This is a genomic window from Eubacterium sp. F2 (assembly GCF_046244355.1).
GTDB lineage: Bacteria > Bacillota > Clostridia > Peptostreptococcales > Anaerovoracaceae > Aminicella.
The window spans coordinates 1,526,912-1,552,527 of record NZ_CP176393.1; the positions used below are offsets into that span (position 1 = coordinate 1,526,912).

The following is a 25,616-nucleotide window of genomic DNA, read 5'->3' on the forward strand; positions in this document are numbered from 1 at the left end:
AATCGGAGACGACAGCGAATAATAGAATATGGACGTATTACAGCGGAGGAATACATGGCGTTTTCATTTTCAAAGGAATCCATAGAAAATCTGAAGAACCAGATCAATATCGTGGATGTGGTCGGACGCAGAGTGAAGTTAAAACGGGCAGGGGCTAATTTTAAGGGTCTTTGTCCGTTTCACAATGAAAAGACCCCGTCCTTTATGGTTTCGGAAAGCCGTCAGTATTTCAACTGTTTCGGATGCGGAGCCAGGGGCGATGTCATCGCCTTTGTTGAGAAATACGATAATCTGGACTTTACGGAAGCCGTCGAAAAGCTTTCTGAAGAATACGGAGTCCCGATGGAAAAGTTTTCGCGGGCAGGAAACGATTTAAAGCCCTACTACGAGGTTAACCGCATGGCTGCCGCATACTTTTACCGGGCCTTCACCGGCGGTCCCAATCCGGGCTACAGCTATATGAAAGGCCGGCAGATTGAACCGAGAATTCTGAAGAAGTTCGGCATCGGATACGCAGACGGCCAGTGGGACAGCCTCTACCGCTATCTGAAATCCCAGAAGGTGCCGGATAAAATCATGCTGGAACTCGGTTTGGTTTCTCAGAGCAGGGGGAAAATATATGACAGATTCAGAAACCGGGTCATGTTCCCGATTATCAACACGTCGGGAAAAGTCATCGGATTCGGGGGCCGCGCGCTGGACAGCAATACGCCCGCGAAATATCTGAATTCGCCGGAATCCAGAGTTTTTCAGAAAAAGAATAATCTTTACGGCCTGAACATCTCCAGAAGAGATGCGGGAAAAGAACATTATCTGATTCTTGTGGAAGGTTATATGGATGCGATCGCCCTGTATCAGAGCGGGATTCAGAATGTGTGCGCGTCCCTGGGAACGGCGCTGACAGAAAATCAGGCAAGGCTTCTGCACCGCTATACGGACAGCGTCGTCCTTTCTTACGACGCGGATAATGCCGGAAGAAAGGCCGCGCTGAGAGGCATTGAAATTCTGAGAAAGGAGCGGTGTTCTGTCAGAGTTCTGCATGTCACAGACGGAAAAGATCCGGATGAATTCGTGAAAAAGAACGGAAAAGAAGCCTTTCTGAAGCTGATCGAGGGGGCGCTCCCCTATGCGGAGTATAAGCTGGATACGGCAAGGAGGCATTCTGACCTTCAGTCAAGTGAAGGAAAAATTGCTTATCTGAAGGAAGCCGCACAGATCATCGCCGCCCTGGATCCTGTCGAGCAGGAAGAATATGTGACCAGGGTCGCGCAGGAGATGCGGATTTCCAGAGATGCCATGAGCCGGGAAGTCGGCATGGCTGCACAGAACAGCCGGGGCGCCTACGCGCAGGACAGAAGAGAAGACGAGAGGGAGAGGCAGAAGAGAAAGGAAATCCGCTCCGGCGCCCGTTCCGTTCCATCGTGGGAGAGAACGCTCCTGAAGCTGGTGATCGATGATCCCTCTCGCGTGAAAGATCTGGATAAATATCCCGGAATGATGGAAAGCGGACTGTCAAAGGACGTACTTGCGATCCTTCTGCAGAATCCGGAGCAGAGGAAAATCGACGTCAACCAGCTGCTGGACACACTTCCCCAGGAAGAACGGGAAGTTCTGCAGCAGATTCTGAGTAATGTGGCCGTTGATCCCAGCCAGGCAGACCGTGTTTTTCACGATTGTGTCAGGACCTGGGAGATCAGCAGAATGACCGCCCGCGAAAAGGAACTGATTACCATGCTGTCCATGGCAGACGAAAACGAAAACGCAGATAAAATCCGCGCCTGGTCTTCCGATCTCATGCGAGTGCAAAAGGAGATCAAGCGCCTGCAGTCTGGAAAGTAAGAGGAGAACAGAGGATATATGAGTGATAAAGTGAGTAAGACAACAGCATCTGCAGCAAAAAAGACATCGAAGAAATCCGGTGCTTCCGCAGCAAAGAAAACTGCGGGAAAGAAGGCTTCTGCAGCAAAGAAAAAGGCGGCAGAAGATAAGAAACAGACGGATGAGTATACAGGTATGTCGAAGGAAGAGCTGGCGCAGATGAAAACAGATATTCTGCTGCAGCTTTCCAAGATCGCAAAGGGGAAAAAGGGCAAGGACAAAAATACACTGACCTACGAGGAAATTGACCAGGCTCTGGATCCCTACGATATCGACATTCACGATAAGAACGCCGTTGTGGATATCTACGAACAGCTCCTGGAGCAGGGAATCGAGCTGATCAATGACGGCGGAGACGATAATGACGATAATGATAATGACGACTCCGACGGCGTCGTTCTGAAGAAAAACGGAGAGATCGATGTCGACGCAACTGTTCCTAAGGGAATCGCCGTCGACGACCCGGTCAGAATGTACCTCAAGGAAATCGGAAAAGTGCCTCTGCTTACTGCCGATGAAGAGGTAGAGCTCGCAAAGCGCATGGAAGCCGGCGATGAAGAGGCAAAGAAAAAGCTCTGCGAAGCAAACCTTCGTCTGGTTGTCAGCATTGCCAAGCGCTATGTCGGAAGAGGCATGCTCTTCCTGGACCTGATTCAGGAAGGAAACCTGGGACTGATCAAGGCCGTTGACAAGTTCGACTACAAGAAGGGCTATAAATTCTCCACCTATGCGACATGGTGGATCCGTCAGGCCATCACCCGTTCCATCGCCGACCAGGCCAGAACCATCAGAATCCCGGTTCACATGGTAGAGACCATCAACAAGCTGATCCGCGTTTCCAGAACCCTGCTTCAGGAACTCGGCCGCGAGCCGACCCCGGAAGAAATTTCCAAGGAAATGAACATCAGCGTTGAGAAGGTCCGTGAGATCCAGAAGATCGCACAGGAGCCGGTTTCCCTGGAGACACCTATCGGCGAAGAGGAAGACAGCCATCTGGGCGACTTCATTCCGGACGACGACGTTCCGGCACCGGCAGAAGCCGCGGCATTCTCCATGCTGAAGGAGCAGCTGGTTGAAGTTCTGGGAACCCTGACCGACCGTGAGCAGAAAGTGCTGCGCCTGAGATTCGGCCTGGACGACGGACGTTCCCGCACCCTGGAAGAAGTCGGAAAAGAATTCGACGTCACCAGAGAGCGTATCCGTCAGATCGAGGCAAAGGCCCTGAGAAAGCTCCGTCATCCGAGCAGAAGCAAGAAGCTGAAGGATTATCTGGAGTAAATCATGAAGTGGAGCAGAAGGTTACAGACCATCATGGATGAAGTTACCGCAGGAGCTGCAATGGCAGACATCGGCACCGATCATGCCTATCTTCCGATCCGCCTGCAGAAGGAGGGCATCTGCCCCCATGTGATTCTCTGCGACGTGAGCAGCGGGTCGCTGAAGAAGGCGGAAGACGACTGGAAGGCGGAGCTTCCGGACATCGTGCCTGACCTGCGCCTGGGAGACGGCCTTCAGGTCCTGAAATGCGGCGAGGCAGGCAGCATCGTCATGGCGGGCATCGGTGGAATCCTGATCGCAGACATTCTGGAATACGACCTTGAGAAAGCGCGGACTTTTCCGCGCTTTATTCTTCAGCCGCGGAGCAATCCGGGCTATCTCAGATGGCGGCTTTCCGTCTGCGGCTTTCAGATCCTGCGCGAGCAGATCGCCCCGGAGGGAAAGCGCCTGTGTGAAATCCTTGTTGTTTCACCTTTGTCAGAGGGGACAAAAACCACAACGGAAAAGGGGAAGCAGCAAGAAGGCAGCCCGGCTGTAAAGATGCCAGACCTGCACGTATTCCAGAGCCTTCCGCCAGAGATTCAGGCGGAGTATTCCTACCCGGACAGCCTGGCTGCCGGAGAGCCGTACATGCGGGAATACCTGGCAAAAGAGCTTCAGAAGCAGGAGAAAATCCTTCAGAATCAGAAGAAAAGCGAGCATTCTGACAGCAGAGAAACGGAGGCAGCCGTGCTGCGGCTGAAGATGCTTCTGGATAAACAGGAGCAGATAAGAGGCTGAGCCTTCAGGCGGCAGAAATCCGTCCGGCCATGAAGCAGATTATTTCGGGAGGAAGAGAAAATGAAAAAACAGGAGATACTGAAGATCATTGAAGAAATCTGTCCGAGTTCGCTGCAGGAGGACTGGGATAACTGCGGCATGCAGGTGGATGCCGGTCCGGAGGAGGTTTCCCGGATCCTGCTTGCCCTGGAGGCGTCGCCGGCGGTCATCCGGGAGGCGGAAGAAAAACATGCACAGTTTCTCCTGACCCATCACCCGCTTCTGTTCTACAGTCTGAAGAAAATCGAGCCGGATGACACAGAGGGCAGAATGGTTCTTCAGATGGTGAGAGCGGGGATTACGCACTATGCCTGCCACACGTCCTTTGATATCATGCCGGGCGGAAACAACGATGACCTGGGAGCGATTCTGGGCATGCAGAACATCCGTCTTCTCGGTGATGATGAGAAGATCTGCCGGCGCGGAGAGCTGCCTGAGCCGCTGCCTTTCCGTACGTTTATCGGCTATGCGGCGGAAAAGCTTGGAATTGACCGGAAGTTTCTTCACGCATGCGGGGATCCGGACGCGATGGTGCAGAGGGCGGCTTGGTGCACCGGAGCCGGCGCAGAGTTTATCAAAACCGCAAAAGAAGCAGGCTGTGAACTGTTTATTACCGGAGACCTGAAGTATCATGACGCGCAAGCCGCCCTGCAGCAGGGAATGAACGTTCTTGACGCCGGACATTATGGAACGGAGAAAATTTTTCCGGCCAATATGGCAGAAAAGCTCAGGAGCAGAATTCCAGAGGGAGAATGTGAAATTCTGGAATCTGAACTTGATCTCAACCCGTTTCTATGTTAAGCTAGGACGATGTGGGCAGGCCAGACGGTCGCGTGCTTAGGCATGAGGAAAGTCCGGGCTCCACAGGGCAAGGATGCCGTGATAACGTCCGGCGTGAGTAATCATAGGGAAAGTGCAACAGAAACATACCGCCGAAACGGGTAATGCCGTGGCAAGGTTGAAATGGTGAGGCAAGAGCTCACCGGCGCTGCGGAGACGCAGCGGCCGTGTAAACCCCATCCGGAGCAAGGTCGGTGAACGTAAGGCGGCTGCCCGCCGCCGTTCAGTTGGTGGACCGCATGAGCGAGCAGAGATGTTTCGCCTAGATAGATGATCGTCAAATACAGAACCCGGCTTACAGACCTGTCCCGCATTTTATAAGAATTGAGGAGTTTAGATCCGCTATAGGATCGCGACGAGAGCTGCCGGGAGAGCAGCTCTTTTTTACTGCGGAGCGAACCGGCTGGTTAACAAGTGAAAAAAGGGGAGCTGCAAGGAAAAAGAATGCAGTTGGAAATTTGATAAATTCAAAGAATTGTATAATGAAGTTTACGACCTGAACTCGTAAAATACTGAGGAGGAAAAACATGCGTAAATCAAAAGACGAAAGTCTTTCCGGGAAGAAAGACGTGGAACTCGTCCGGGCCCAGCATGTCGAAGAAGAAATCCATAAGAGAGATGCAAGCACATCCGATAAGATGGGTGACCTACCGATTGGAAAACTGCTTCTGCAGATGTCCGGACCGGCAATTGCGTCGATGACAATCAACGCGCTTTACAATATCGTGGACAGTATATTCGTTGCGATGGTCAGCCAGAAGGCGCTGACGGCAGTTTCTTTCATCATGCCGCTTCAGATGCTGATGATCTCCCTGTTCGTCGGAAGCGGCGTCGGAGTGAACTCTCTGATAGCCAGACGTCTGGGAGCAAGAAATTATAAGGCGGCGGACCAGGCCGCGTCGACCAGCATCCGGATTGCCGTGATGAATGCGATGATCTTTCTGTTCGTGGGACTCGTCCTGATCCGGCCGTTTATGAGCTCCTATACGAGCGATCCGGTGACCTGGAAGTATGGAGTGGAATATGGAAGCATCGTCATGTGTCTGAGTATCTTCAGTTCTATCGATATGATGATTGAGAAGGTGCTCCAGTCCACCGGCAATATGATTGCGCCGATGGCGATCAGTATGAGCGGAGCGGTTGTAAACATTATTCTGGATCCGATTCTGATCTTCGGGCTCATCGGAGCGCCGAAGCTCGGTGTCGCGGGAGCGGCGCTGGCTACGGTTATTGGACAGTTCGTCGCCATGAGCATGGCATGGATTGTATTTTTCCGTAAAGACCGCGATGTCAGAATTCAGCTGAAGGGCTTTCATATTGACTGGGGCGTGGTAAAAGATATATACGATGTCGGACTTCCGTCCATCATTATGCAGTCCATCGGCTCCATCATGCTGCTGGGATACAACCAGATTCTGAGTTCGATCCCTACGGCGGTTGCGGTCCTTGGCGCATATTTCAAGCTGCAGTCCTTTGTGTTCATGCCGGTATTCGGCCTGAACCAGGGTGCGATGCCGATTATGGGATATAACTTCGGCGCGCGGAACAGAAAGCGGCTGATGCTGACCTATAAAAGGGGCATTGAAACGGCTCTGGTGATCATGTTCGCAGGATTCCTGATCTTCCAGATCTTCCCTTCGCAGCTGCTGAAACTGTTCAGCGCCAATCAGGCCATGCTGCAGATGGGCGTTCCCGCGCTGAGAAGAATCAGTCTCTGTTTTATTCCGGCGTCATTTGGAATAATGTCCTCGACCCTGTTTCAGGGCGTCGGACATGGTGTATACAGTTTGATTGTATCGGTCATTCGTCAGCTGGTATGCATCCTGCCGTTTGCCTACATCCTGTTCCATACACTTGGCGTAACGGCATCATGGTTTTCCTTTCCGCTTGCGGAATGCGCAGGATTTATCAGTTCTTTGCTGATGGTTCTGCATTTATATAAAAAAGAAATCAAGCCGCTGGATCAACGGCCGGAGGCGCAGTAGGCTGCGTAAAAGGGTAAATCCCTGATTTGACAATATCCGGAAGCCGTTGGAGAAGTTATCGGACAGCCGGCGGAAAGATAAGATAATGTTGAAAAGGGACGGCGGCCTTCTGATTTTCAGAGGACTGCCTGAAGAGGTGAAGGTATAAGATGAAGAGATTAGGAATCGATATTGGCTCAACTACCGTAAAACTGGTTCTGCTGAACGAGGATAATGAAGTTGTCTATGACCGCTATGAACGTCATAATTCCGATGTATTCCTCAAGGTTCATGAGCTTCTGAAAGAGATGTATGATGAGCTCGGTGATATAGAGTTCCGTCCGGTGATTACCGGATCCGGCGGACTTTCATTTGCCAAGCTGATCGGCATCCGTTTTGAGCAGGAGGTAATCACCTGCAGCAAGGCGGTTGAGACGCTGATTCCGCAGACAGACTGTGTCATCGAGCTTGGCGGCGAGGATGCCAAGATCACGTTCTACGGACAGACGATTGAACAGAGAATGAACGGAACCTGCGCAGGAGGAACCGGCGCGTTCATCGACCAGATGGGAATTCTGCTGCATACCGATGCGGCGGGACTGAATGAGGCAGCGAAGAATTACAAGATTATTTATCCGATCGCTGCCCGCTGCGGAGTATTTGCAAAAACAGATATTCAGCCTCTGATCAATGACGGAGCTGCGGTTTCTGACCTTGCTGCGTCTATTTTCCAGGCCGTTGTCAATCAGACCATCAGCGGTCTTGCCTGCGGCCATCCGATCCGCGGCAATGTTGCCTTCCTGGGAGGGCCGCTGACATTTCTGTCTGAGCTGAGAAAGAGATTCGTGGAGACCCTGCATCTGAAGCCGAATCAGGTCATTTTCCCGGAGAATGCCAAGAACTTCGTCGCAATGGGCGCGGCGATGCTGGCAGACCGTGAGCAGCCGGTCACCCTGTCTGAGGTTCTGCACCGCATCGATACAGCCGATGAGAGCAAGCTGTCCGATACCCATCATATGGACAAGCTGTTTAAGAATCAGGCGGAGTATGACGCCTTTAAGGCACGCCACGACAAAGCAAAAGTCAAAAGGAGAGATCTCAAGAAGGCAAAGGGCCGCTGCTATCTGGGAATTGACGCCGGATCCACAACGACCAAGGCCGCACTGATGGATGAAGACCGTTATCTTCTGTTTACGGAGTACAGGAGCAATGAGGGAAACCCGGTCGAGGTTGTCCGCCAGATTCTCACGGATCTGTATAAGGAGATGCCAAGAGACGCCTATATCGCGAACACCTGCGTAACCGGATACGGAGAAGGGCTGATTAAAGCCGGTTTCCGTGCGGACATGGGAGAGATTGAAACCATGGCCCACTATAAGGCGGCGGCATACTTTGAGCCGGATGTCGACTTTATCCTGGATATCGGCGGTCAGGACATGAAGTGCATGAAGATCAAGGACGGCGCGATCTATAATATCATGCTGAATGAGGCATGTTCTGCAGGATGCGGATCCTTCCTGGAGACCTATGCAAAGTCTGTGAACCTGGATACGCGTGCCTTTGCGAAGGAAGCGCTGTATTCGCAGAATCCGGTAGACCTGGGAAGCCGCTGCACGGTATTTATGAATTCCAAGGTCAAGCAGGCGCAGAAGGAAGGAGCGTCCATCGGAGATATTTCTGCCGGACTTTCCTATTCTGTTATTAAGAATGCCCTGTATAAAGTTATCAAGCTGAGAAATACGGATGAAACCGGAGATCATATCGTTGTTCAGGGCGGAACCTTTATGAACGATGCTGTTCTGCGTGCTTTTGAGAAGATTGTCGGAAAGAACGCCATCCGCCCGGATATCGCCGGACTGATGGGTGCCTACGGATGCGCCATTATCGCCCAGGAAAATTATGTGGAGGGGACACGGTCGTCCATTCTGGATGCAAAAGAGCTGGAAAACTTCCAGGTAAAGAATTCCAATGGACGCTGCCACGGCTGTGAAAACCAGTGCCTTCTGACCATCAACCGCTTCAGCGACGGTTCCCGCTTCATCACCGGAAACCGCTGTGAAAAGGGTGCCGGCGGAAATCCGGACGGCAGCGGACTGCCGAACCTCTACCAGTATAAGCTGAAGAGGCTCTTCCAGTACCAGCCTTTGTCCGAATTCGACGCAAGACGCGGAACCGTTGCGATTCCGCGAGTTCTGAATATGTATGAGGACTATCCGTTCTGGTTCCGCTTCTTTACAGAGCTGGGATTCCGTGTAGAACTCAGCCCTCTGTCCAGCAAAAAGATTTACGAGGGCGGAATTGAGACCATTTCTTCGGATACTGCCTGCTATCCGGCAAAGCTCGTGCACGGCCACATTCAGTGGCTGGTGGATCACGGCTATAAATTTATCTTCTATCCTTGCATCAACTATGAGCAGATTGAGGATAAAGAAGCAGGCAACCACTATAACTGCCCGGTTGTAGCAACCTATCCGGAAGTGATTGCTAATAACATGGACGATATCTTTAAAGAGAATATGGTCCGCTTTATGCATCCTTTCCTGCCTTACGATAATGACGAGAGACTTGCAAAAGCTCTGGTCAGAGAACTGGAGCGTTTCCACATTCCGGAAAATGAGATCGAAAACGCTGTCCGGAAGGCGAGAGCGGAGCAGCACCGCTTTAAGGATGATGTCCGCAAGCAGGGTGCCTATGCGCTGAAATACGCAAAGGACCATAAGAAAAAGTGCGTTGTTCTGAGCGGCCGTCCGTATCACGTGGATCCGGAAATCAATCACGGCATCGATAAGATGATCAGTTCTTTTGACTTTGTCGTTCTGACGGAGGATTCCGTTGCGGACAAGGTTCATCTGGACCGTCCGATCCGTGTTCTGGATCAGTGGGTATACCATTCCCGCCTCTACAAGGCAGCAGAATTCGCCGGAGAGCATGACAATGTCGAGATCGTGCAGCTGAACTCCTTCGGCTGCGGAGTTGATGCGGTAACCACCGATCAGGTAGAAGAAATTCTCCGCCAGCATAATAAACTGTATACGGTTCTGAAGATTGATGAAGTCAGCAACCTTGGATCCGCCAAGATCCGTATCCGTTCGCTGAAAGCTGCCATTGAAGAACGTGACAAGAGCGACGTGAAGTGTGATCCGGAAAGCCATCCTTTCGAGCGTACGGTATTCACCAAAGAGATGAAGGATGACTATACCATCCTGATTCCGCAGATGTCGCCGATCCACTTCCAGTACTTTGAGCCGATCCTGACGGAATACGGCTATCATGGTGAGCTTCTTCCGTCCGTAGATGAGAACTCTGTGGAAGAGGGTCTGAAGTACATCAACAACGATGCCTGCTATCCGACGATTGTGACCCTGGGACAGGTCATTTCCGCGCTGAAGTCCGGAAAATACGACCTGAACAAGACTGCTGTCTTTATGTCACAGACCGGCGGCGGATGCCGCGCCAGCAACTATGTCTCCCTTCTCAGAAAGGCACTGAATGACATGGGCATGGGACAGATTCCGGTCGTCTCCTTCAACTATGTGGGACTGGAGAAGAATCCGGGATTCAAGGTTACTCCGAAAATGCTCTTCCAGCTTGGCGTAGCCATTACCTATGGAGATCTTGCGATGCGTCTGCTCTACGCGACCCGTCCTTATGAAAAGAATCCGGGAACATCTGAAAAGCTCCTGGACAGCTGGTATGACCGCATTGTGGAGAACTCTCTGCATTACAGCAGAAAGAAGTTCAGGAGCAATGTCAATCAGATGGTTGCTGAGTTTGACGCCGTAGAGCGCCGCGATGTGAAGAAACCGAAGGTCGGCGTAGTCGGAGAAATTCTGGTCAAGTATCATCCGAATGCCAATAACCGGATTGTGGAAACCATTGAACATGAAGGCGGCGAAGCAGTCGTTCTGGATATGCTGGATTTCTTCCTCTACGGATTCTACAGCAAGATCTACAACTATAAGTACCTGTCAGGTACCTGGAAGCAGATGGAGATCAACAAGCGCGCGATTCAGGTCATCGAGTGGCTCCGCGATCCTGTGCGCCGGGCCCTGCGGGGAAGTGAGCATTACACCGAGCCGGCAAGAATCGAGCAGACTGCTGATGCGGCCTCTCACATCCTGTCCATCGGCAATCAGTGCGGCGAGGGATGGCTGCTGACTGGAGAAATGGTCGAGCTGATCCACAGCGGAGTAGAGAATATCGTCTGCCTGCAGCCGTTCGGATGCCTGCCGAATCACATCGTCGGAAAAGGCATGCTGAAACAGGTCCGCCGGATGAATCCGAAGGCCAATGTTGCGGCCATCGACTTTGACCCGGGCGCCAGCACCGTCAACCAGCTGAACCGTATCAAGCTGATGATGAGTACGGCGAGAAAGAACCTGAACGAGTCCATGACAGAAGAAGAGCGCATGAGAAATGAAAAGACCCTGGCGGAAATGAGAGCAGTCAATGCTGCCTGGGAAGAACACCATCAGCATGCCGTATAGGGACAAAAAGCATCCCGGCTAGGGAGACACTTGCAAGTGCTGCTGACCTGGTGTATAATATTTCGGTGCTTTTATAGATGAACTGAGTTTGATTTTTTGTATAGTTAAAAGGAGGCGTCTCCATGGGAAGACACGGAACGATTGCAGGCAGAAAGGCAGCGCAGGATTCAAAGCGCGCAGCTTTATTCACAAAGTATGCGAAGATGATCACTGTAGCGGCGAGAGACGGAGGAGACCCGGAATACAACGCCGGACTGCGTACTGCTATTGAAAAAGCCAAGGCAATCAGTATGCCGAACGCAAATATTGAAAGAGCGATCAAGAAAGGTACTGGAGAGCTGGAGGGCGTATCTTACGAATCTCTGCAGTTTGAGGGATACGGTGCAGGCGGAGTTGCCATCATCGTAGAGTGCCTGACAGACAACACCAATCGTACGACTTCTGCAGTGAAGTCCACTTTCGATAAGCATGGCGGGAATGTCGGAACCCCGGGATGCGTATCCTATATGTTCTCCAGAAAGGGCATTATCGTCATCGAGAAGTCTGATGACATCGATGAGGATGCACTGATGGAAACTGCTCTTGAGGCTGGCGCAGACGACATGATCAGCAATGAGGATAATTATGAGATCCAGACTGATCCATCCGCGTACAACGATGTTGATGATGCGCTGAGAAAGGCCGGATATGAACTGGTCGAGTCTGACATCGAGCAGGTTCCTTCCATGGAGAGCACTCCGGACGAGAAAGACCTGAAGAAGCTGAAGAAGCTTGTCGACGTTCTGGAAGACAATGAAGATGTTCAGAAGGTCCACACCAACTGCGCAGTTGATCTGGATACGGTTGAGCTGTAAGAGAAAAAAGATTGGAAGATGGGAAAATAATATCCTGTTTGTCCAGTAAATAGCCTGAAGATAAATTGTATGAAATCAGACTGCTGTTGCAAACAGCTTGGATTCATGCATTGAACAAGAGCACTGAGTTGTCAGTGCTCTTGTTTTACATTTACCTGACAGAATACGGATTTTAAGTTGAATATCCGAGGTATATGCGATATAATAAACATGAGCCTGGAACATACGTTTAGAGCATTTAATTGAACCTACAGCACTTAAACGGGAATCCGGAGTCTCTTTCGGACCATACAGCCGCATTTTCAGCGGACTATGGAAAGTTTGAGCAGGGTACCCACCTATCAATTTTGATAGGCGTCAATTAAGCTCTGACGGTGCCTCCGGGTTTTTCTATTGTCATAAAAAGCGGATGGGAGATAAGTTTATGGAAGACAGAATTGTGATCATTGACGGAAACAGTCTGATTAACCGTGCCTACTATGCGATGCAGCGGCCGATGATCACTGCGGACGGTGTCTACACACAGGGAATTTTCGGATTTCTGAATATGCTCTGGAAGATTCTGGACGATGTTCAGCCGGGATACGCCGCAGTGGCCTGGGACCGGAAAACTCCGACCTTCCGGCATAAAAGCTATGATGGCTATAAGGCGGGAAGAAAGGCCATGCCTGCAGAACTTGCCATGGAACTTCCATACATGAAGAAAATCCTGACCGCTATGGATATAAAAAATCTGGAAATTGACGGATTTGAGGCGGATGATATTCTCGGAACGGTTTCTAAAGAAGCAGAGGAGGAAGGACTCAGCCCGCTGATCATTACCGGAGATAAGGATGCCCTTCAGCTCGCCTCAGACAAGACGCAGGTCATGATTACCAAAAAAGGAATCTCTGAGTTTGATCTGTACGATGATAAGAAGATGATGGAGGTCTATGGCCTGACACCCCGCCAGTTTATCGATTTAAAAGGACTGATGGGAGACAAGTCGGATAACATCCCGGGAATTCCGGGAGTCGGACAGGTCACGGGACTGAAACTGATGAAGCAGTTCGGCAGCATTGAGAATCTCCTGCAGCACACCGACGAGATCAAAGGCGCAAAGCTCAGAGAAAAGATTGAAGATAATGTTCAGCAGGTCGTCATGAGCAGAAGACTGGCGGAAATCGTCCGCAATGTGCCGCTGGATATCGATGTGAAAAGCGATCTGAAAACCGGGAATCCGGATACAGCCGCAATGGCAGAGCTCTTTCAGGAGCTGGAACTGAAGACCTTCCTGAAGAGGATGGCGGACAGAGGACTCTTGGAGCAGGACACAAGAGAAGAAAGAACATATAAGACTATCCGGATTGAAACGGAAGAGCAGCTGTCCGGTCTGGATGAGATTCCGGAAGGCTCGGAAATCTGGCTTCTTCTGCTGGGAAACGATGATCACGTAGGAATGCCGAAGGAAGAGCTGATTGCTCTGATGTATGAGGATAAGTATTACGTCATCGATCCCGCCCTGGAATCTTCCCTGATCGAACTTCTGAACCGGAAACACTTCCGCTTTGCCGGGCATGATCTGATCCGGGCCTACTATCCTCTGATGCGGAAAGGACTGCGGGAATTTTCCACAGCCTTTGACACGCAGATTGCCCAGTATGTCCTTGATCCTTCCCGGAAAGATTACTTTTTGTCCTCTCTGGCGCTGGAATATCTGCAGATCACTCTGCCGGACAGCAAGAAGCTGGAAAAGAAGCAGAAGCAGATCACCATGTTCCCGGGAGGTCTGGACGACGAGTCTGTGGAATATGGAAAACATGCCCTGGATGCGGCGGTTCAGCTGAGGGAACTGCAGGAAAAGAAGCTGGATGAGGAGAATGGACGGAAACTGGCGGAGGAAATTGAATTTCCGCTGATCCGGGTTCTCGCGCAGATGGAAGTTACGGGAATTCCGGTGGATGCCGGGGTTCTTCAGGAAATCGGAAGTGCGCTGAAGGAAGAGACGGATAAGCTTGAGCAGGCTATCTACACGCTGGCGGGAGAGGAATTTAACATCAACTCCACCCAGCAGCTGGGAGAAATTCTTTTTGAAAAGCTTGGGCTTCCTGCCGGAAAGAAAACCAAGCGCGGTTACAGCACCAGTGCGGAAGTTCTGAAGAAACTGGAAAAGAAGTATCCGATCGCTTCGCTGATTCTGCAGTACCGGACGCTGACAAAGCTGCAGAGTACTTATGTGGAAGGGCTGGTGCCGCTGATCGGAGAAGACGGGAAAATCCGCGCACATTTCCAGCAGACGGTGACTGCAACCGGACGCCTGAGCTGTACCGAACCGAATCTGCAGAACATCCCGGTCAGGACGGATATCGGACGGCAGCTGCGCAGAGCCTTTACCGCGGAAAAGGGAGGACTTCTGGTGGGCGCCGATTATTCTCAGATCGAGCTGAGAATTCTGGCCCACATGTCCGGCGATGAAAACCTGATCCGCGCATTTAACGAAGGCGAGGACATTCACCGGACCACAGCGGCCAGGGTGTTTAATGTGGATTACGAAGACGTGACACCGCTTCAGAGAAGCCGGGCCAAGGCGGTCAACTTCGGTGTGATCTACGGAATGAGCAGCTTCGGCTTATCCGAGGAAATTCACGTTTCCCGGAAAGAAGCGGAAAGCTACATCCAGGATTATTTTGCCAAGCATCCGAAGGTAAAGATTTTCATGGATGCCTGCATTGAGCAGTGCAGGGAGAAGGGATATTCCGAGACCCTCTTCGGCCGGCGCCGCTACATTCGTGAGATCAAGTCAAAAAATTACATGTCGCGCCAGCTGGGGGAGCGTCTTGCCATGAACAGCCCGATTCAGGGAACGGCTGCAGACATTATCAAGATCGCCATGATCCGCGTGGAAAAGGAGCTCCGGGAGAGAAAGATGAAATCGCGCCTGGTGCTGCAGATTCACGACGAACTGATCATTCAGACAGATCCGGATGAACGCGAGCAGGTGGAAGAACTTCTGCAGAGAAATATGGAAAACGCGGCGGAACTTAAGGTTGCGCTGCTCTGTGACCGGAACGAGGGAACGTCCTGGTACGAACTGAAAGACTGATAAGTACAGGAGGGACAAAAAATGATGATCATAGGAATTACCGGAGGGATCGGCGCGGGGAAATCGACGGTGTCATCCTATATTGCTTCTCTGGGCTACCCGGTCTTCGATGCGGATGAAATCTCCAGGAATCTGACTCGGGACGGCAGTCCGGTGGTGGATGAGCTGGCGGAAGAATTCGGAGAAGAGATCCTGGATCGTCCGGGTGTGCTGAACAGGAAGAAACTTGCGGAAATTGTATTTGCCGACAGGGAAAAGAATAACAGATTGAGACAGATTGTCACAATGAAAGTCCGGGAAGCGGCGATAAAGTGGATCACTGAATACCGCAAAAGCGGAAATTATGGTATAATCTTTCTCGATATTCCGCTGCTGTTTGAAACCGGCTCGGAAGATCTCTGTGGACAGGTATGGTTCGTTACGGCAGATGAAGAGGTCCGCAGACAGAGGGTCATGGCACGCGACGGTGCGACAGCCGGACAGGTTGAGAAACGCATGCGCAGCCAGATGCCGGAGCGTGAAAAAGCAGAGCGTTCGAATGAAATCATTGATAATTCGAGAGGAGTGGAGGAGCTGCACCAGACGGTGGATGCGCTCTTGAAAAAGTATGATCGAACCTTCTAAGGATAATATTTTTTATCGTATTGTAGACTATGTCCGTGATCACATGGTGGCGGTTATCGCAGCTGTGATTATTATCATGGTTGTGCTTGGTGTCCTGATCAACCATTTTCACAAGGATACGGCAGACGAGACGACAACGGCCGGGAAACAGGCGGCGGTGAAAAGCAGCTACAGGCAGACCAGTACGGTCTATCTTCCGATGAGCAGGCTTCGTTCGCTGAAGTTCCTGTCTTCCAAAGATTCGGATACGTATTATATCGCGCAGCTTGTCTGCAGCAGTCTCTTCCGGCTGGATTCAAATCTGAATTTGGAGAAGGACCTGGTAAAGTCCTATCAGGCGCACCCTTCCAGCGGAAAAGTTGACATGACGCTGAAAAACGCGAAATTCAGCAACGGAAATACCGTGGATGCTTCTGACGTGAAGTATACCGTCAGCCAGATCAAGAAAGCGGGATCTTCCAGTCCCTACTATGCTTACGCAAAGAAAATCAGTTCGGTCAGTGGCAGCGGAAGCAGTGTGACAATCACATTTTCAAAGAAGAAGGATGCGGCTCTGGATAATCTGACCTTCCCGATTGTGGATTCCAGTACCTATTCCAGCGGAAACGCGTGGAAACCGGTGGGCAGCGGACAGTATAAGATCAGCAGTCTGGACAACGGAAGACTGTCTCTGGTTTTGAAGCCGAACAACCGGTATTATGGCAGCAAGGCGTCGAACACGATTCATTTCCGCAGACTCCCGAATCAGGACAATGTGGGAGGACTTGTCACGACTGACGCGATTACCGGCTTTTTGGATACATCGGAGGAAGCTTTCAGTGATGCTTCCGATAAGAATCTGAAGAGCACAAAGGTAAAGTCCCCGGAAGCGGAGTATATTGCCTTCCGCTTTAAGAATGCTGCGCTGAAAAAACGCCGTGTACGTCAGGCAATCTGCTACGCAATTGACTGCAGACAGCTGATTCAGGATGATTTCGGGACGAACTGCATTCAGTCAGATACCATTTACTTCCCGAATTTCCTCGGAGCGGGCAATAAAAAGGACGATTATATTTTTAACCAGTCCAAGGCAATTCTGATGCTGAGAAAAGCGGGATACAGAGACCGTGACCAGGACGGACTGCTTGAGGATAAAAAGGGAAAGGAAGTAAACCTGACCCTGCTGGTCAACTCTGATAATAAGAGGAGGACCGAGGCAGCCCAGAGCATCGCAGAAGAGCTGAAAAACATCGGACTCAACGTAACGGTGAAGAAAGAAGATAAAGCATCCTACCAGTCAGACCGCAAAAGTGGAAATTTTGATCTGCTGATGGGCGGATATATTTTCGATAAGAGCTATAATCTGAAAAAAATGTTTGACAAGGGCAATGAGTTGAGTTATTATAATAAAGCAGTCGCAAGTGAGGTCGATAAGCTTGAACAGACCCGGAGCGCTGCAGACCAGAAGGCAGTTTATCAGAAACTGAAGAAGGAATTGAAAAAGGATGTTCCTTACTACTGTATCTGTTATAAGACTTACTCACTGACGATGGTGAAGAGTCTCAAGTCTTCAGGCAAAACGGTTTTCTTCAGTCCGTACAGAAATGTAAGTACATGGAGTTATAAGAGAACCATCACACCGGATACGGCATCCGATACTTATAAGAAGTCGTAAACGGATCATACTAATGCATGATATGACGCATTTTGCGTCATTCATTGTGCGGCTGTGGCGGAATTGGCAGACGCGTACGGTTGAGGGCCGTATGGGCAACCGTGCTGGTTCAAATCCAGTCAGCCGCACCATTTTTTTATCTAAAATCATCTGAGCCGGCGTGATGGAATTGGCAGACGTGCAGGATTCAAAATCCTGTGGTGGCAACACCGTATGGGTTCGACCCCCATCGCCGGCATTTTATTCAGAATGAAATCTGAACTCCCGGAATGCCGGCATAAGAAGGCCTGGTCTGGGAGTTTTTGTTTTCCATTAATCAGATGACAACATTCTTTCCGGCTGCACGCCTGATGCTTTGCTGTCATGAAAGGATGGGGGCTTTATTCCGGCGGGGAAAAACTGCGGGGATATGCCGTGTACTTCAGCGGCGCGTGAAAAGGCTGCCATCTTGCCGGGCTGCGTTTTGTCCGAAAAGATGTTTTCTGCGGGAATGTTATTCCTGCAGCATTGCGCGAAGGACAGATTTATTGTATAGTCAGAGTGTTAGGCTAAAACAGTTATAACCAAGATAAATAAGCTCAGGAGGAAAAATTATGTTGAATACGGCCATGATGCTGGCTGCAGCAAACAGAAAAAACAGTTGGGTGAGCACCATTATCATGCTGGTCATCTTCTTTGCACTGATGTACTTCTTAATGATCAGACCGCAGAAGAAGAAGGAGAAGGAACAGCAGGAGATGAGAAGTGCTCTGCAGAAGGGCGATGAAGTTGTTACGATCGGCGGCATTGTCGGAACGGTCAATGCAGTAAAGAAGGACGGCAACATCGTCATCGAAGTCGGCTCTAACAGAACCAAGATGGAGGTTATGCCTTGGGGTATTTCCAAGACACTCACCAAGAAGAAGGGTGCTTCTTCCCAGAATGCAGCAAGACAGACTGCGAATAAGGAAGAGGATGGAGAGCGTACAGGAAATAAGGGCCTGAAGATGCTGAAGAAGAAGGAGCCGGAGAAGAAAGAAGAGCCGGCACCGAAGCAGAATCAGCAGCCGAAGAAGCAGGATGAGCAGGCAGACACATCCGCAGCCTCTGAGAGTAAAGAGGAAGAAGCTCCGGAAAAGAGTGAGAAATAGCATATTATCTGCTGAAGAAATCATGCTGCAGTGACAATCCGAATTGCCGCTGCAGCTTTTTTATATCGGTTCAGAAGGAGGCAGCAGGCTTCCCGGGGAAATTATGATTCAGTCAGCGTGAGAAACTTCGGAAATCGATCGATTGCTTGAAAGCACTGTAGAAACGTAGTAAAATGATTAAGTGCAATTATCAAGACAGTAACAATTCGTGTAAGTTGAAAGGAAGAAAATGAAGACGAGAGTAAAGAAAATCTTGAGTATCGTCATCATCGCAGTCGTTGTAATCGGCTGGTATGCGTCCTGTTTCGGTCTGGGTTCAATCAACAACCTGAAGGACTCTCTGAAATACGGACTCGACATTGATGGTGGTGTGTACGTTGTTCTGAAAGCCGATACAGGTCATATGAGTGATGCCAAGGTGAAGAAGGTCATGGATCAGACAAAGGAAGTTCTGAACCGCCGTGTCAATGCCATGGGTGTTTCTGAGGCCAGTGTCAGCGTAGAGGGAAAGAACCGTCTCCGTGTTGAAATGCCGGGTGTCAAGGATGCCAAGCAGGCCATCAACAAGATCGGAAAAACGGCCAAACTGCGTTTCACACTCGCGGACGGTACAACAATTATGACCGGATCTGACGTTAAGAACGCGACAGCCAGTCAGGACCAGGAAAACGGAGGCTATAAAATTGTGCTGAAGCTTTCCAGTTCCGGACAGAGCAAGTTCGCGGATGCCACAGAGAAAGCTGCAAACGGAGACGTCACGGCGACCGTGCAGAATCACGGAACGACAGTAAGCAATTCGTCGATTGTCATCTGGCTGGATAATGATATTCTGACTGCGCCTACAGCAAGACAGAGAATCGATTCCTCTACCTGTGAAATTACAGGAGGAACCGGCGGAATGAGCAAGACAGAAGCTACGGAAGAAGCCGCCCTGATCCGCGGAGGATCTCTGCCGGTATCTCTGCATGAGGTATCTTCTTCTGTACAGACTGCGTCCATCGGAGCAAACGCCCTGAATAAGAGTATTGTTGCCGGAGCCATCGGTCTCGGACTGGTCTTCCTCTTCATGATCATCGCCTTCAATCTGCTGGGTGTATTTGCGGATATCGCACTGGCACTGTACGTACTTCTCGTACTCTGGTCCATGAAGATGATCGGCGCCGTTCTGACCCTGCCGGGAATCGCAGGTATTATCCTCGGAGTAGGAATGGCCGTAGATGCGAACGTTATCATCTTTACCCGAATCAAGGAAGAGATTGGAAAGGGGCGGTCGATACGATCTGCCGTGGATGAAGGTTTCCGGCACGCGCTGGTAACCGTACTCGACTCGCAGATCACCACGCTGATCGCGACCATCGTGCTGTATGAGCTGGGATCCACAACGGTTAAGGGATTCGCGATTACCCTGATGATTTCCATCATCGTCAGCATCTTTACTGCAGTTGTGGTTACACAGGTATTCGTCAGCACACTTGCAGACAGCAGAGCAGCGAAGTACACATTCTTCGGATGCCATGCAGACGGAACCCCGAGGCGCTGGATCAAGCATCAGGTTCACTTTATTGAAAAGAGAAAGATCTTCTACTGCTGCAGCGGAGCCTTCATCGTACTGGGCCTCTGCTTCCTGATTTTCCACGGATTTAATTATGGTATCGACTTTACAGGCGGTACAATGATCCAGATGGATATGGGCCATAAGGTCAGCACGACAGAAGTGAAGAAGGCGGTCAGCCAGTATAAGCTGGATCCGACCATCGTTTACTCCGGAAAAGGAAATAAAGAGGTCATCATCCGTACAGGAAAGTCCCTGAATGCCAACCAGAGAGATGCCGTTCAGAAGACCCTGGAACAGAAGTTCAATCGTCCTTCCAATTCGGTTATTTCCTCTGAGGAATTCGGTCCTTCCATCGGAAGCGAATTGAGAAATAATGCAATTAAATCAATCCTGATTGCGGCACTGGGCATGCTGATTTACATCATCTTCCGCTTCAAGTCCTGGAAATATGGTGTTGCGGCGATTGCCGGAATCGGTCACGACGTGCTCGTTCTGATCGGTGTCTATGCAATCTTCGGAATCACGGTCGACAACCCATTCGTTGCCGCGGTTCTGACCATTGTCGGATACTCCATCAACGATACCATCGTTATTTTCGACCGAGTGCGTGAGAACAGACATATCATGAGAGGAAAACCAGTTATGGAGGTACTGGACACCAGTATCACCCAGACCCTCGACCGTTCTCTCATGACATCCATCACCACAGAGGTTGCGATCATTCCGCTGCTGTTCTTTGTATCCTCTGAGCTGGCAGCATTCGTTCTCCCGCTGATGGTTGGTGTCGCAGTAGGAACTTATTCTTCCATCTGCCTGTGCAGCCCGCTCTTCTACGAGTTCAACAAGCGTGAAGAAGCGTCACGTTATGCGCAGATTGCGAAGAATAAGAAGCGTATCGAGGCAAAGAAAGAAGAGCACAAGGCAGAAAAGAAGCGCGAGGAGGAAGCCGAGAAGACGCGTGAGGCACAGCGTGCTGAGCAGAAACAGGCATCCCTTCCGGAACATTCCTCAGCGGCAAAGCCGAAGAAAAAGAATAAAAAGAATCAGCAGAAGCACGTTTCTTATAAACGAAAGAAATAAAGCCGGTTTGTTCTAAAAGGATGAGCATTCATGAAGACAAAAGCAAAGTTTTTGGAAGAGATCCTTCAGTATAAACCATATAATACTGAACTGATCGGCAGGGCTTATGATAAAGCAAAGGAACTCCACGACGGCCAGCTGAGAAAGAGCGGTGAGCCGTATCTGGTTCATCCGATCGCTGTAGCCATTATTCTGGCTCAGCTCGGAATGGACGATGAGACTCTGGTCGCCGGGATGCTCCATGATACAGTTGAAGATACACCTTACACGAGAGAGCAGCTCGTCGAAGATTTCGGCGAAGACATCGCTCTTCTCGTGGACGGTGTCACGAAACTCGGAAATCTTAAGGTCGACAGTAAGGAACAGGCGCAGGCGGAAAATCTGCGTAAAATGTTCCTGGCGATGTCTAAGGATATCCGGGTTTTGATTATCAAGCTGGCTGATCGTCTGCATAATATGCGGACGATTGAATTCATGACGCCTGCTAAAATAATTGAAAAATCCCGTGAAACACTGGATATCTATGCGCCGCTTGCAGGGCGTCTCGGAATCTATACCGTAAAATTTGAATTGGAGAACATTTCTCTGAAGTATCTGCATCCACAGGAATACGCAGATCTTGAGAAACGCGTCAATACAAAGAAACAGCAGCGCGAAGAGATGATCCAGAAGGTTATAGCGGAGATTAAAGAGGCGCTGGACGGCATGCACATGAAGTACGACATCATGGGCCGTTCCAAGCAGCTGTACAGCATCTATAAGAAGATGACGGTGCAGCATAAACAGCTGGATGAAATTTTTGATCTGGTTGCGGTCCGCGTTATTGTGGAGACTGTCCGCGACTGTTACGCAGTTCTGGGCCAGGTTCACACCATGTGGAAACCGATTCCGGGCCGTTTTAAAGATTACATCGCAATGCCGAAGCCGAACATGTACCAGTCTCTTCATACTACAGTACTGGGAGATAACGGTGTTCCCTTTGAGATTCAGATTCGTACGTATGAGATGCACCGTGTTGCTGAATACGGTATTGCTGCGCATTGGAAATATAAAGAAGGAAATTCTTCCGGAAATCAGAATAAGGAAGACATGAAGCTGGCATGGCTGCGCCAGGCGATTGAGTGGCAGAAGGATCTTCAGGATCCGAAGGATTTCCTGGATACCCTGAAAATGGATCTCTTCTCCTCGCAGGTATTCGTATTTACGCCGAAGGGCGAAGTCATTGATCTTCCGGCAGGTTCCACGCCGCTGGATTTCGCATTTAAGATCCACACGGATGTCGGATGTCACTGCGTCGGAGCCAAGGTGAATGGAAAGATGGTCACCATCGATCATCCGCTCAGCAGCGGAGATATCGTTGAGATTGTCACCAACCCGAATTCTTCCGGACCAAGCGTGGACTGGCTGAAAATCGTAAAAAGTTCAACGGCAAAAAACAAGATCCGTTCCTGGCTGAAAAAGCAGAATAACGGAGATGATATCAGCCGGGGCCGTGAGGCTCTGGATAAGTATATCCGCAAGAAGGGTTATGAACCTTCCGCGGTAACAAAATCACAGTTCCTGAACCAGGCGATGAGGAAGATGAACTTTGCGACTCTGGATGAAGCATATAAACAGCTTGCCCAGGGTGGTTCACTGATCAGCCGTTTTGCTAAAATTCTTTTTGAACAGTATGATCAGGACCAGCAGAGGGAACAGGAGAAAAAGCGTGTAAAAGAAGAAGCGCTGCTTAAGGCTGCTGCGAAGTCTGATGTCAGGAAAAAGAAAAAACATCAGGATGCCGGAATTATCGTTAAGGGAATGGACGGACTGATGGTCAGAGTCGCGCACTGCTGCAACCCTGTACCGGGCGATGATATTATTGGATTCATTACCAAGGGCAGAGGCGTTTCCGTGCACAGAAAGGACTGTCCGAACATTACTTCCATGCCGGAATCAGAGCGTGCCCGTTTCATAGACGTGGAATGGAAGAAGGACGAACCGGAAGATCAGATGTATCAGGCGGCTATTACCGTTGTGTTCACTGACAGGAAGGGAATGTTCTCCGACGTATCCCGTGTATGCGACGAGATGGATGTCAACATCGAGAGTGTAAACGGCAGAGTGGATAAAGACGGACGCATGCGTCTGATGCTGTCACTTTCCATCCGGGATATTAACCAGGTTGAACAGATCATGAGCAAAATGCGCAAGATTCCGGATGTGATCAGCACGTATCGTTCAGGTGTGTAAATTCAGAATGCCGCCGGCGGGGCTGCTGGAGTCTTCGGAGATGTCGAGCATGAAGACGAGGCAGCCTTTTGCTGACTGCAGTCTGGACAGGAGAGAATATGGAAATCAAGCATTATGAGACAGGCCCGATTTATGTCAATACCTATCTGGTATACGATGAAACAGGAGAAGGATTCATCGTCGATCCGGGCGGATTCAGCCAGGAGCTTATGGACGAAGTAAACAGTAAGAATCTGCATATCGGATGGATTCTGCTGACACATGGACATGGTGATCATATTGGAGGAATCGAAGAATTCCGGAAGGAAATTCCGGGGGTGAAGGTCCTTGCATCGGTTCATGAAAAACAGACGCTGGAGGATCCGCGTCTGAATTCTTCCAAGATGATCAACCGCAGAATTATCGTTGAGCATGCAGACAAGTATGTGGAAGACGGGGATGAAATGCAGATTGGCGGGATGAATCTGAAATTCATGTTTACACCGGGACATACGCCGGGTGGACAGGTGATCCTTGTCGGAAAGTACTGCTTCTGCGGAGACACGGTATTCCGGGGCTCGATCGGCCGAACGGATTTCCCGGGAGGCGATTACGATGCAATCATCAAGTCCCTGCATCGTATTCTGGATCTTCCGGAAGATACGGTTCTTCTGCCTGGACATATGGGAGAATCGACGGTAAAAATTGAAAAGGAGACGAATCCATTTGCCTGATACGAATGAATTTACAATAAAAATAAAACTGTACGGTGTGGAAAAGACCGCGCTGATGCGTGAGCTCATTGATGAATTCCTGCCGCCGGAGCGTTATGAACTGATCGATCCGGAAAGCAGTGAGGAAGACTGCCTGAAGATCAATGAGGCGTTTAGCACAGACAGAGATGAAATCAAGCGGGAACTCTTCCGGAAACTGTCTGCACTGACCGGAAAGCGTCCGGACTGGGGCATTCTGACCGGTGTGCGTCCGGTAAAACTTGCCGGAGAACTCCTGCATCAGTACGGCGATCCGGAGAAGGTCCGGGAGATCTTCTTGAAGGAATACTTTTTGACCGAAGAAAAGGCGGACCTGATTACAGAAATGTATCAGTACCAGCAGGAGAGCCTGGGAAATCCGGATCCCCATTCGATTGGAATCTACATTGGGATTCCTTTCTGTCCGACCCGCTGCCTCTACTGCTCCTTTGCGTCTAATCAGGTTCCGGATGAGGAAATCGCGCGCTATCTTCCAGCTCTGCTGAAGGAAATCCGTTTCACCGGGGAGAAGATGAAGGCGCAGGGCATTCATCCGGAGTCTGTATATGTCGGCGGCGGAACACCGACAACGCTGACGGCGGAACAGATGGATCAGATGCTTTCTGAAGTTGAACGTTCCTGGGATCTGTCTTCTCTGAAGGAATTCTCTGTTGAAGCAGGCCGGCCGGATACGATCACGCTGGATAAACTGAAGGTGCTGAAGAAGCATCATGTCGGAAGAATCAGTATCAACCCACAGTCGATGAAACAGAAGACGCTGGATATTATCGGAAGAAGCCACACCCCGGAGGAAATCCGGGAAGCCTTCAGAATGGCCGCGTCAGTCGGATTTGACGTGGTGAATGCTGACCTGATTGCCGGGCTTCCGGAAGAAGAGCCGGAGGATTTTGCGGAAACTCTGGATGAGGTGCTGAAGCTGGGCGCGAATAATATTACCGTGCATACGCTTTCAGTCAAGCGGGCCTCGCGTTTAAAAGGCATTGATCAGGACTATCATTATAAAGTGGCGGGAATCGTCCGTCAGATGCTTGATCACAGCCGCGATGTTCTGCGCGCGGAGGGCTTCCGTCCCTATTACCTGTACCGGCAGAAACATATGGCCGGGTATTTTGAAAATACCGGCTGGTCCCGTCCGGGCACGGAAGGTCTGTATAATACGCGCATCATGGATGAGCATCAGAGCATTCTGGCTCTGGGAGCAGGCGGAATTTCCAAACGCTATTATCCGGCGATGGACAAGCTTGTCCGGGTTGCGAATGTAACCAATTATCAGCAGTATATCGACCGTATCGATGAGATGTGCCAGAGGAAGGCAGACGGATTCTTCACTTCCGACAGCATGGCCGAAAAAGATATTAAGAATCTGGGGTAGTAAAGGAGAGTGGAA

15 protein-coding genes, 2 tRNA genes and 2 other RNA genes are annotated in these 25,616 nt (G+C 50.3%); all 19 read left to right on the forward strand.

The features are described 5' to 3' along the window. The first annotated feature begins 54 nt into the window (after positions 1–54). The 19 genes from dnaG to hemZ all read left to right on the forward strand — a co-directional run bounded on the left by dnaG (position 55) and on the right by hemZ (position 25,601). The gene (gene dnaG / locus ACI77B_RS06440) at positions 55–1,839 is read left to right on the forward strand and encodes a DNA primase (RefSeq protein WP_409336068.1); all 1,785 of its coding nucleotides are present in this window, start codon (positions 55–57) and stop codon (positions 1,837–1,839) included. Between the two features lie 198 nt (positions 1,840–2,037). Then, complete coding sequence (gene rpoD, locus ACI77B_RS06445; RefSeq protein WP_409337707.1) at positions 2,038–3,156, forward strand: RNA polymerase sigma factor RpoD; 1,119 nt, start codon at positions 2,038–2,040, stop codon at positions 3,154–3,156. A 3-nt stretch (positions 3,157–3,159) separates the two neighbouring features. Next, positions 3,160–3,936: a tRNA (adenine(22)-N(1))-methyltransferase gene (locus tag ACI77B_RS06450; protein WP_409336069.1), complete on the forward strand. Its 777-nt coding sequence runs from the start codon at positions 3,160–3,162 to the stop codon at positions 3,934–3,936. A gap of 60 nt (positions 3,937–3,996) precedes the next feature. Further along, positions 3,997–4,776: a Nif3-like dinuclear metal center hexameric protein gene (locus ACI77B_RS06455; protein ID WP_409336070.1), complete on the forward strand. Its 780-nt coding sequence runs from the start codon at positions 3,997–3,999 to the stop codon at positions 4,774–4,776. 12 nt (positions 4,777–4,788) lie between these two features. Continuing rightward, positions 4,789–5,129: RNase P RNA component class A (gene rnpB, locus ACI77B_RS06460), an RNA gene on the forward strand. Positions 5,130–5,342: 213 nt separating this feature from the next. Then, a complete protein-coding gene (locus ACI77B_RS06465) occupies positions 5,343–6,800 on the forward strand; it encodes an MATE family efflux transporter (RefSeq protein ID WP_409336071.1) in 1,458 nt (485 codons plus the stop codon). Between the two features lie 149 nt (positions 6,801–6,949). Further along, on the forward strand, positions 6,950–11,266 hold the full coding sequence (locus ACI77B_RS06470) for an acyl-CoA dehydratase activase-related protein (protein WP_409336072.1): 4,317 nt from the start codon (positions 6,950–6,952) through the stop codon (positions 11,264–11,266). A 122-nt stretch (positions 11,267–11,388) separates the two neighbouring features. Then, positions 11,389–12,120: a YebC/PmpR family DNA-binding transcriptional regulator gene (locus ACI77B_RS06475; protein ID WP_409336073.1), complete on the forward strand. Its 732-nt coding sequence runs from the start codon at positions 11,389–11,391 to the stop codon at positions 12,118–12,120. Between the two features lie 210 nt (positions 12,121–12,330). Further along, positions 12,331–12,511: non-coding RNA, 6S RNA (ssrS, locus tag ACI77B_RS06480), on the forward strand. A 33-nt stretch (positions 12,512–12,544) separates the two neighbouring features. After that, on the forward strand, positions 12,545–15,202 hold the full coding sequence (gene polA / locus ACI77B_RS06485) for a DNA polymerase I (protein ID WP_409336074.1): 2,658 nt from the start codon (positions 12,545–12,547) through the stop codon (positions 15,200–15,202). Between the two features lie 21 nt (positions 15,203–15,223). Beyond that, positions 15,224–15,826 carry a dephospho-CoA kinase gene (gene coaE, locus ACI77B_RS06490; RefSeq protein WP_409336075.1) on the forward strand — a complete coding sequence of 201 codons (603 nt, stop codon included), beginning with the start codon at positions 15,224–15,226 and terminating at the stop codon, positions 15,824–15,826. Beyond that, a complete protein-coding gene (locus tag ACI77B_RS06495; RefSeq protein ID WP_409336076.1) occupies positions 15,810–17,480 on the forward strand; it encodes an ABC transporter substrate-binding protein in 1,671 nt (556 codons plus the stop codon). Before coaE ends, ACI77B_RS06495 begins: the two co-directional genes overlap by 17 nt. 48 nt (positions 17,481–17,528) lie before the next feature. Then, positions 17,529–17,611: transfer RNA gene (locus tag ACI77B_RS06500), tRNA-Leu, on the forward strand. A gap of 23 nt (positions 17,612–17,634) precedes the next feature. Further along, positions 17,635–17,718, forward strand: a tRNA-Leu gene (locus ACI77B_RS06505). 355 nt (positions 17,719–18,073) lie between these two features. Further along, the gene (yajC, locus tag ACI77B_RS06510) at positions 18,074–18,610 is read left to right on the forward strand and encodes a preprotein translocase subunit YajC (RefSeq protein ID WP_409336077.1); all 537 of its coding nucleotides are present in this window, start codon (positions 18,074–18,076) and stop codon (positions 18,608–18,610) included. A 229-nt stretch (positions 18,611–18,839) separates the two neighbouring features. Then, on the forward strand, positions 18,840–21,245 hold the full coding sequence (gene secD / locus ACI77B_RS06515) for a protein translocase subunit SecD (protein WP_409336078.1): 2,406 nt from the start codon (positions 18,840–18,842) through the stop codon (positions 21,243–21,245). 30 nt (positions 21,246–21,275) lie between these two features. Next, positions 21,276–23,477, forward strand: coding sequence for a RelA/SpoT family protein (locus tag ACI77B_RS06520; RefSeq protein WP_409336079.1), 2,202 nt, complete (start codon positions 21,276–21,278; stop codon positions 23,475–23,477). Between the two features lie 98 nt (positions 23,478–23,575). After that, positions 23,576–24,190, forward strand: a complete 615-nt coding sequence (locus tag ACI77B_RS06525; protein ID WP_409336080.1) for an MBL fold metallo-hydrolase — start codon at positions 23,576–23,578, stop codon at positions 24,188–24,190. Continuing rightward, on the forward strand, positions 24,183–25,601 hold the full coding sequence (gene hemZ / locus ACI77B_RS06530; RefSeq protein WP_409336081.1) for a coproporphyrinogen dehydrogenase HemZ: 1,419 nt from the start codon (positions 24,183–24,185) through the stop codon (positions 25,599–25,601). The genes ACI77B_RS06525 and hemZ overlap by 8 nt, the downstream gene beginning before the upstream one ends. Positions 25,602–25,616: the final 15 nt, after the last annotated feature.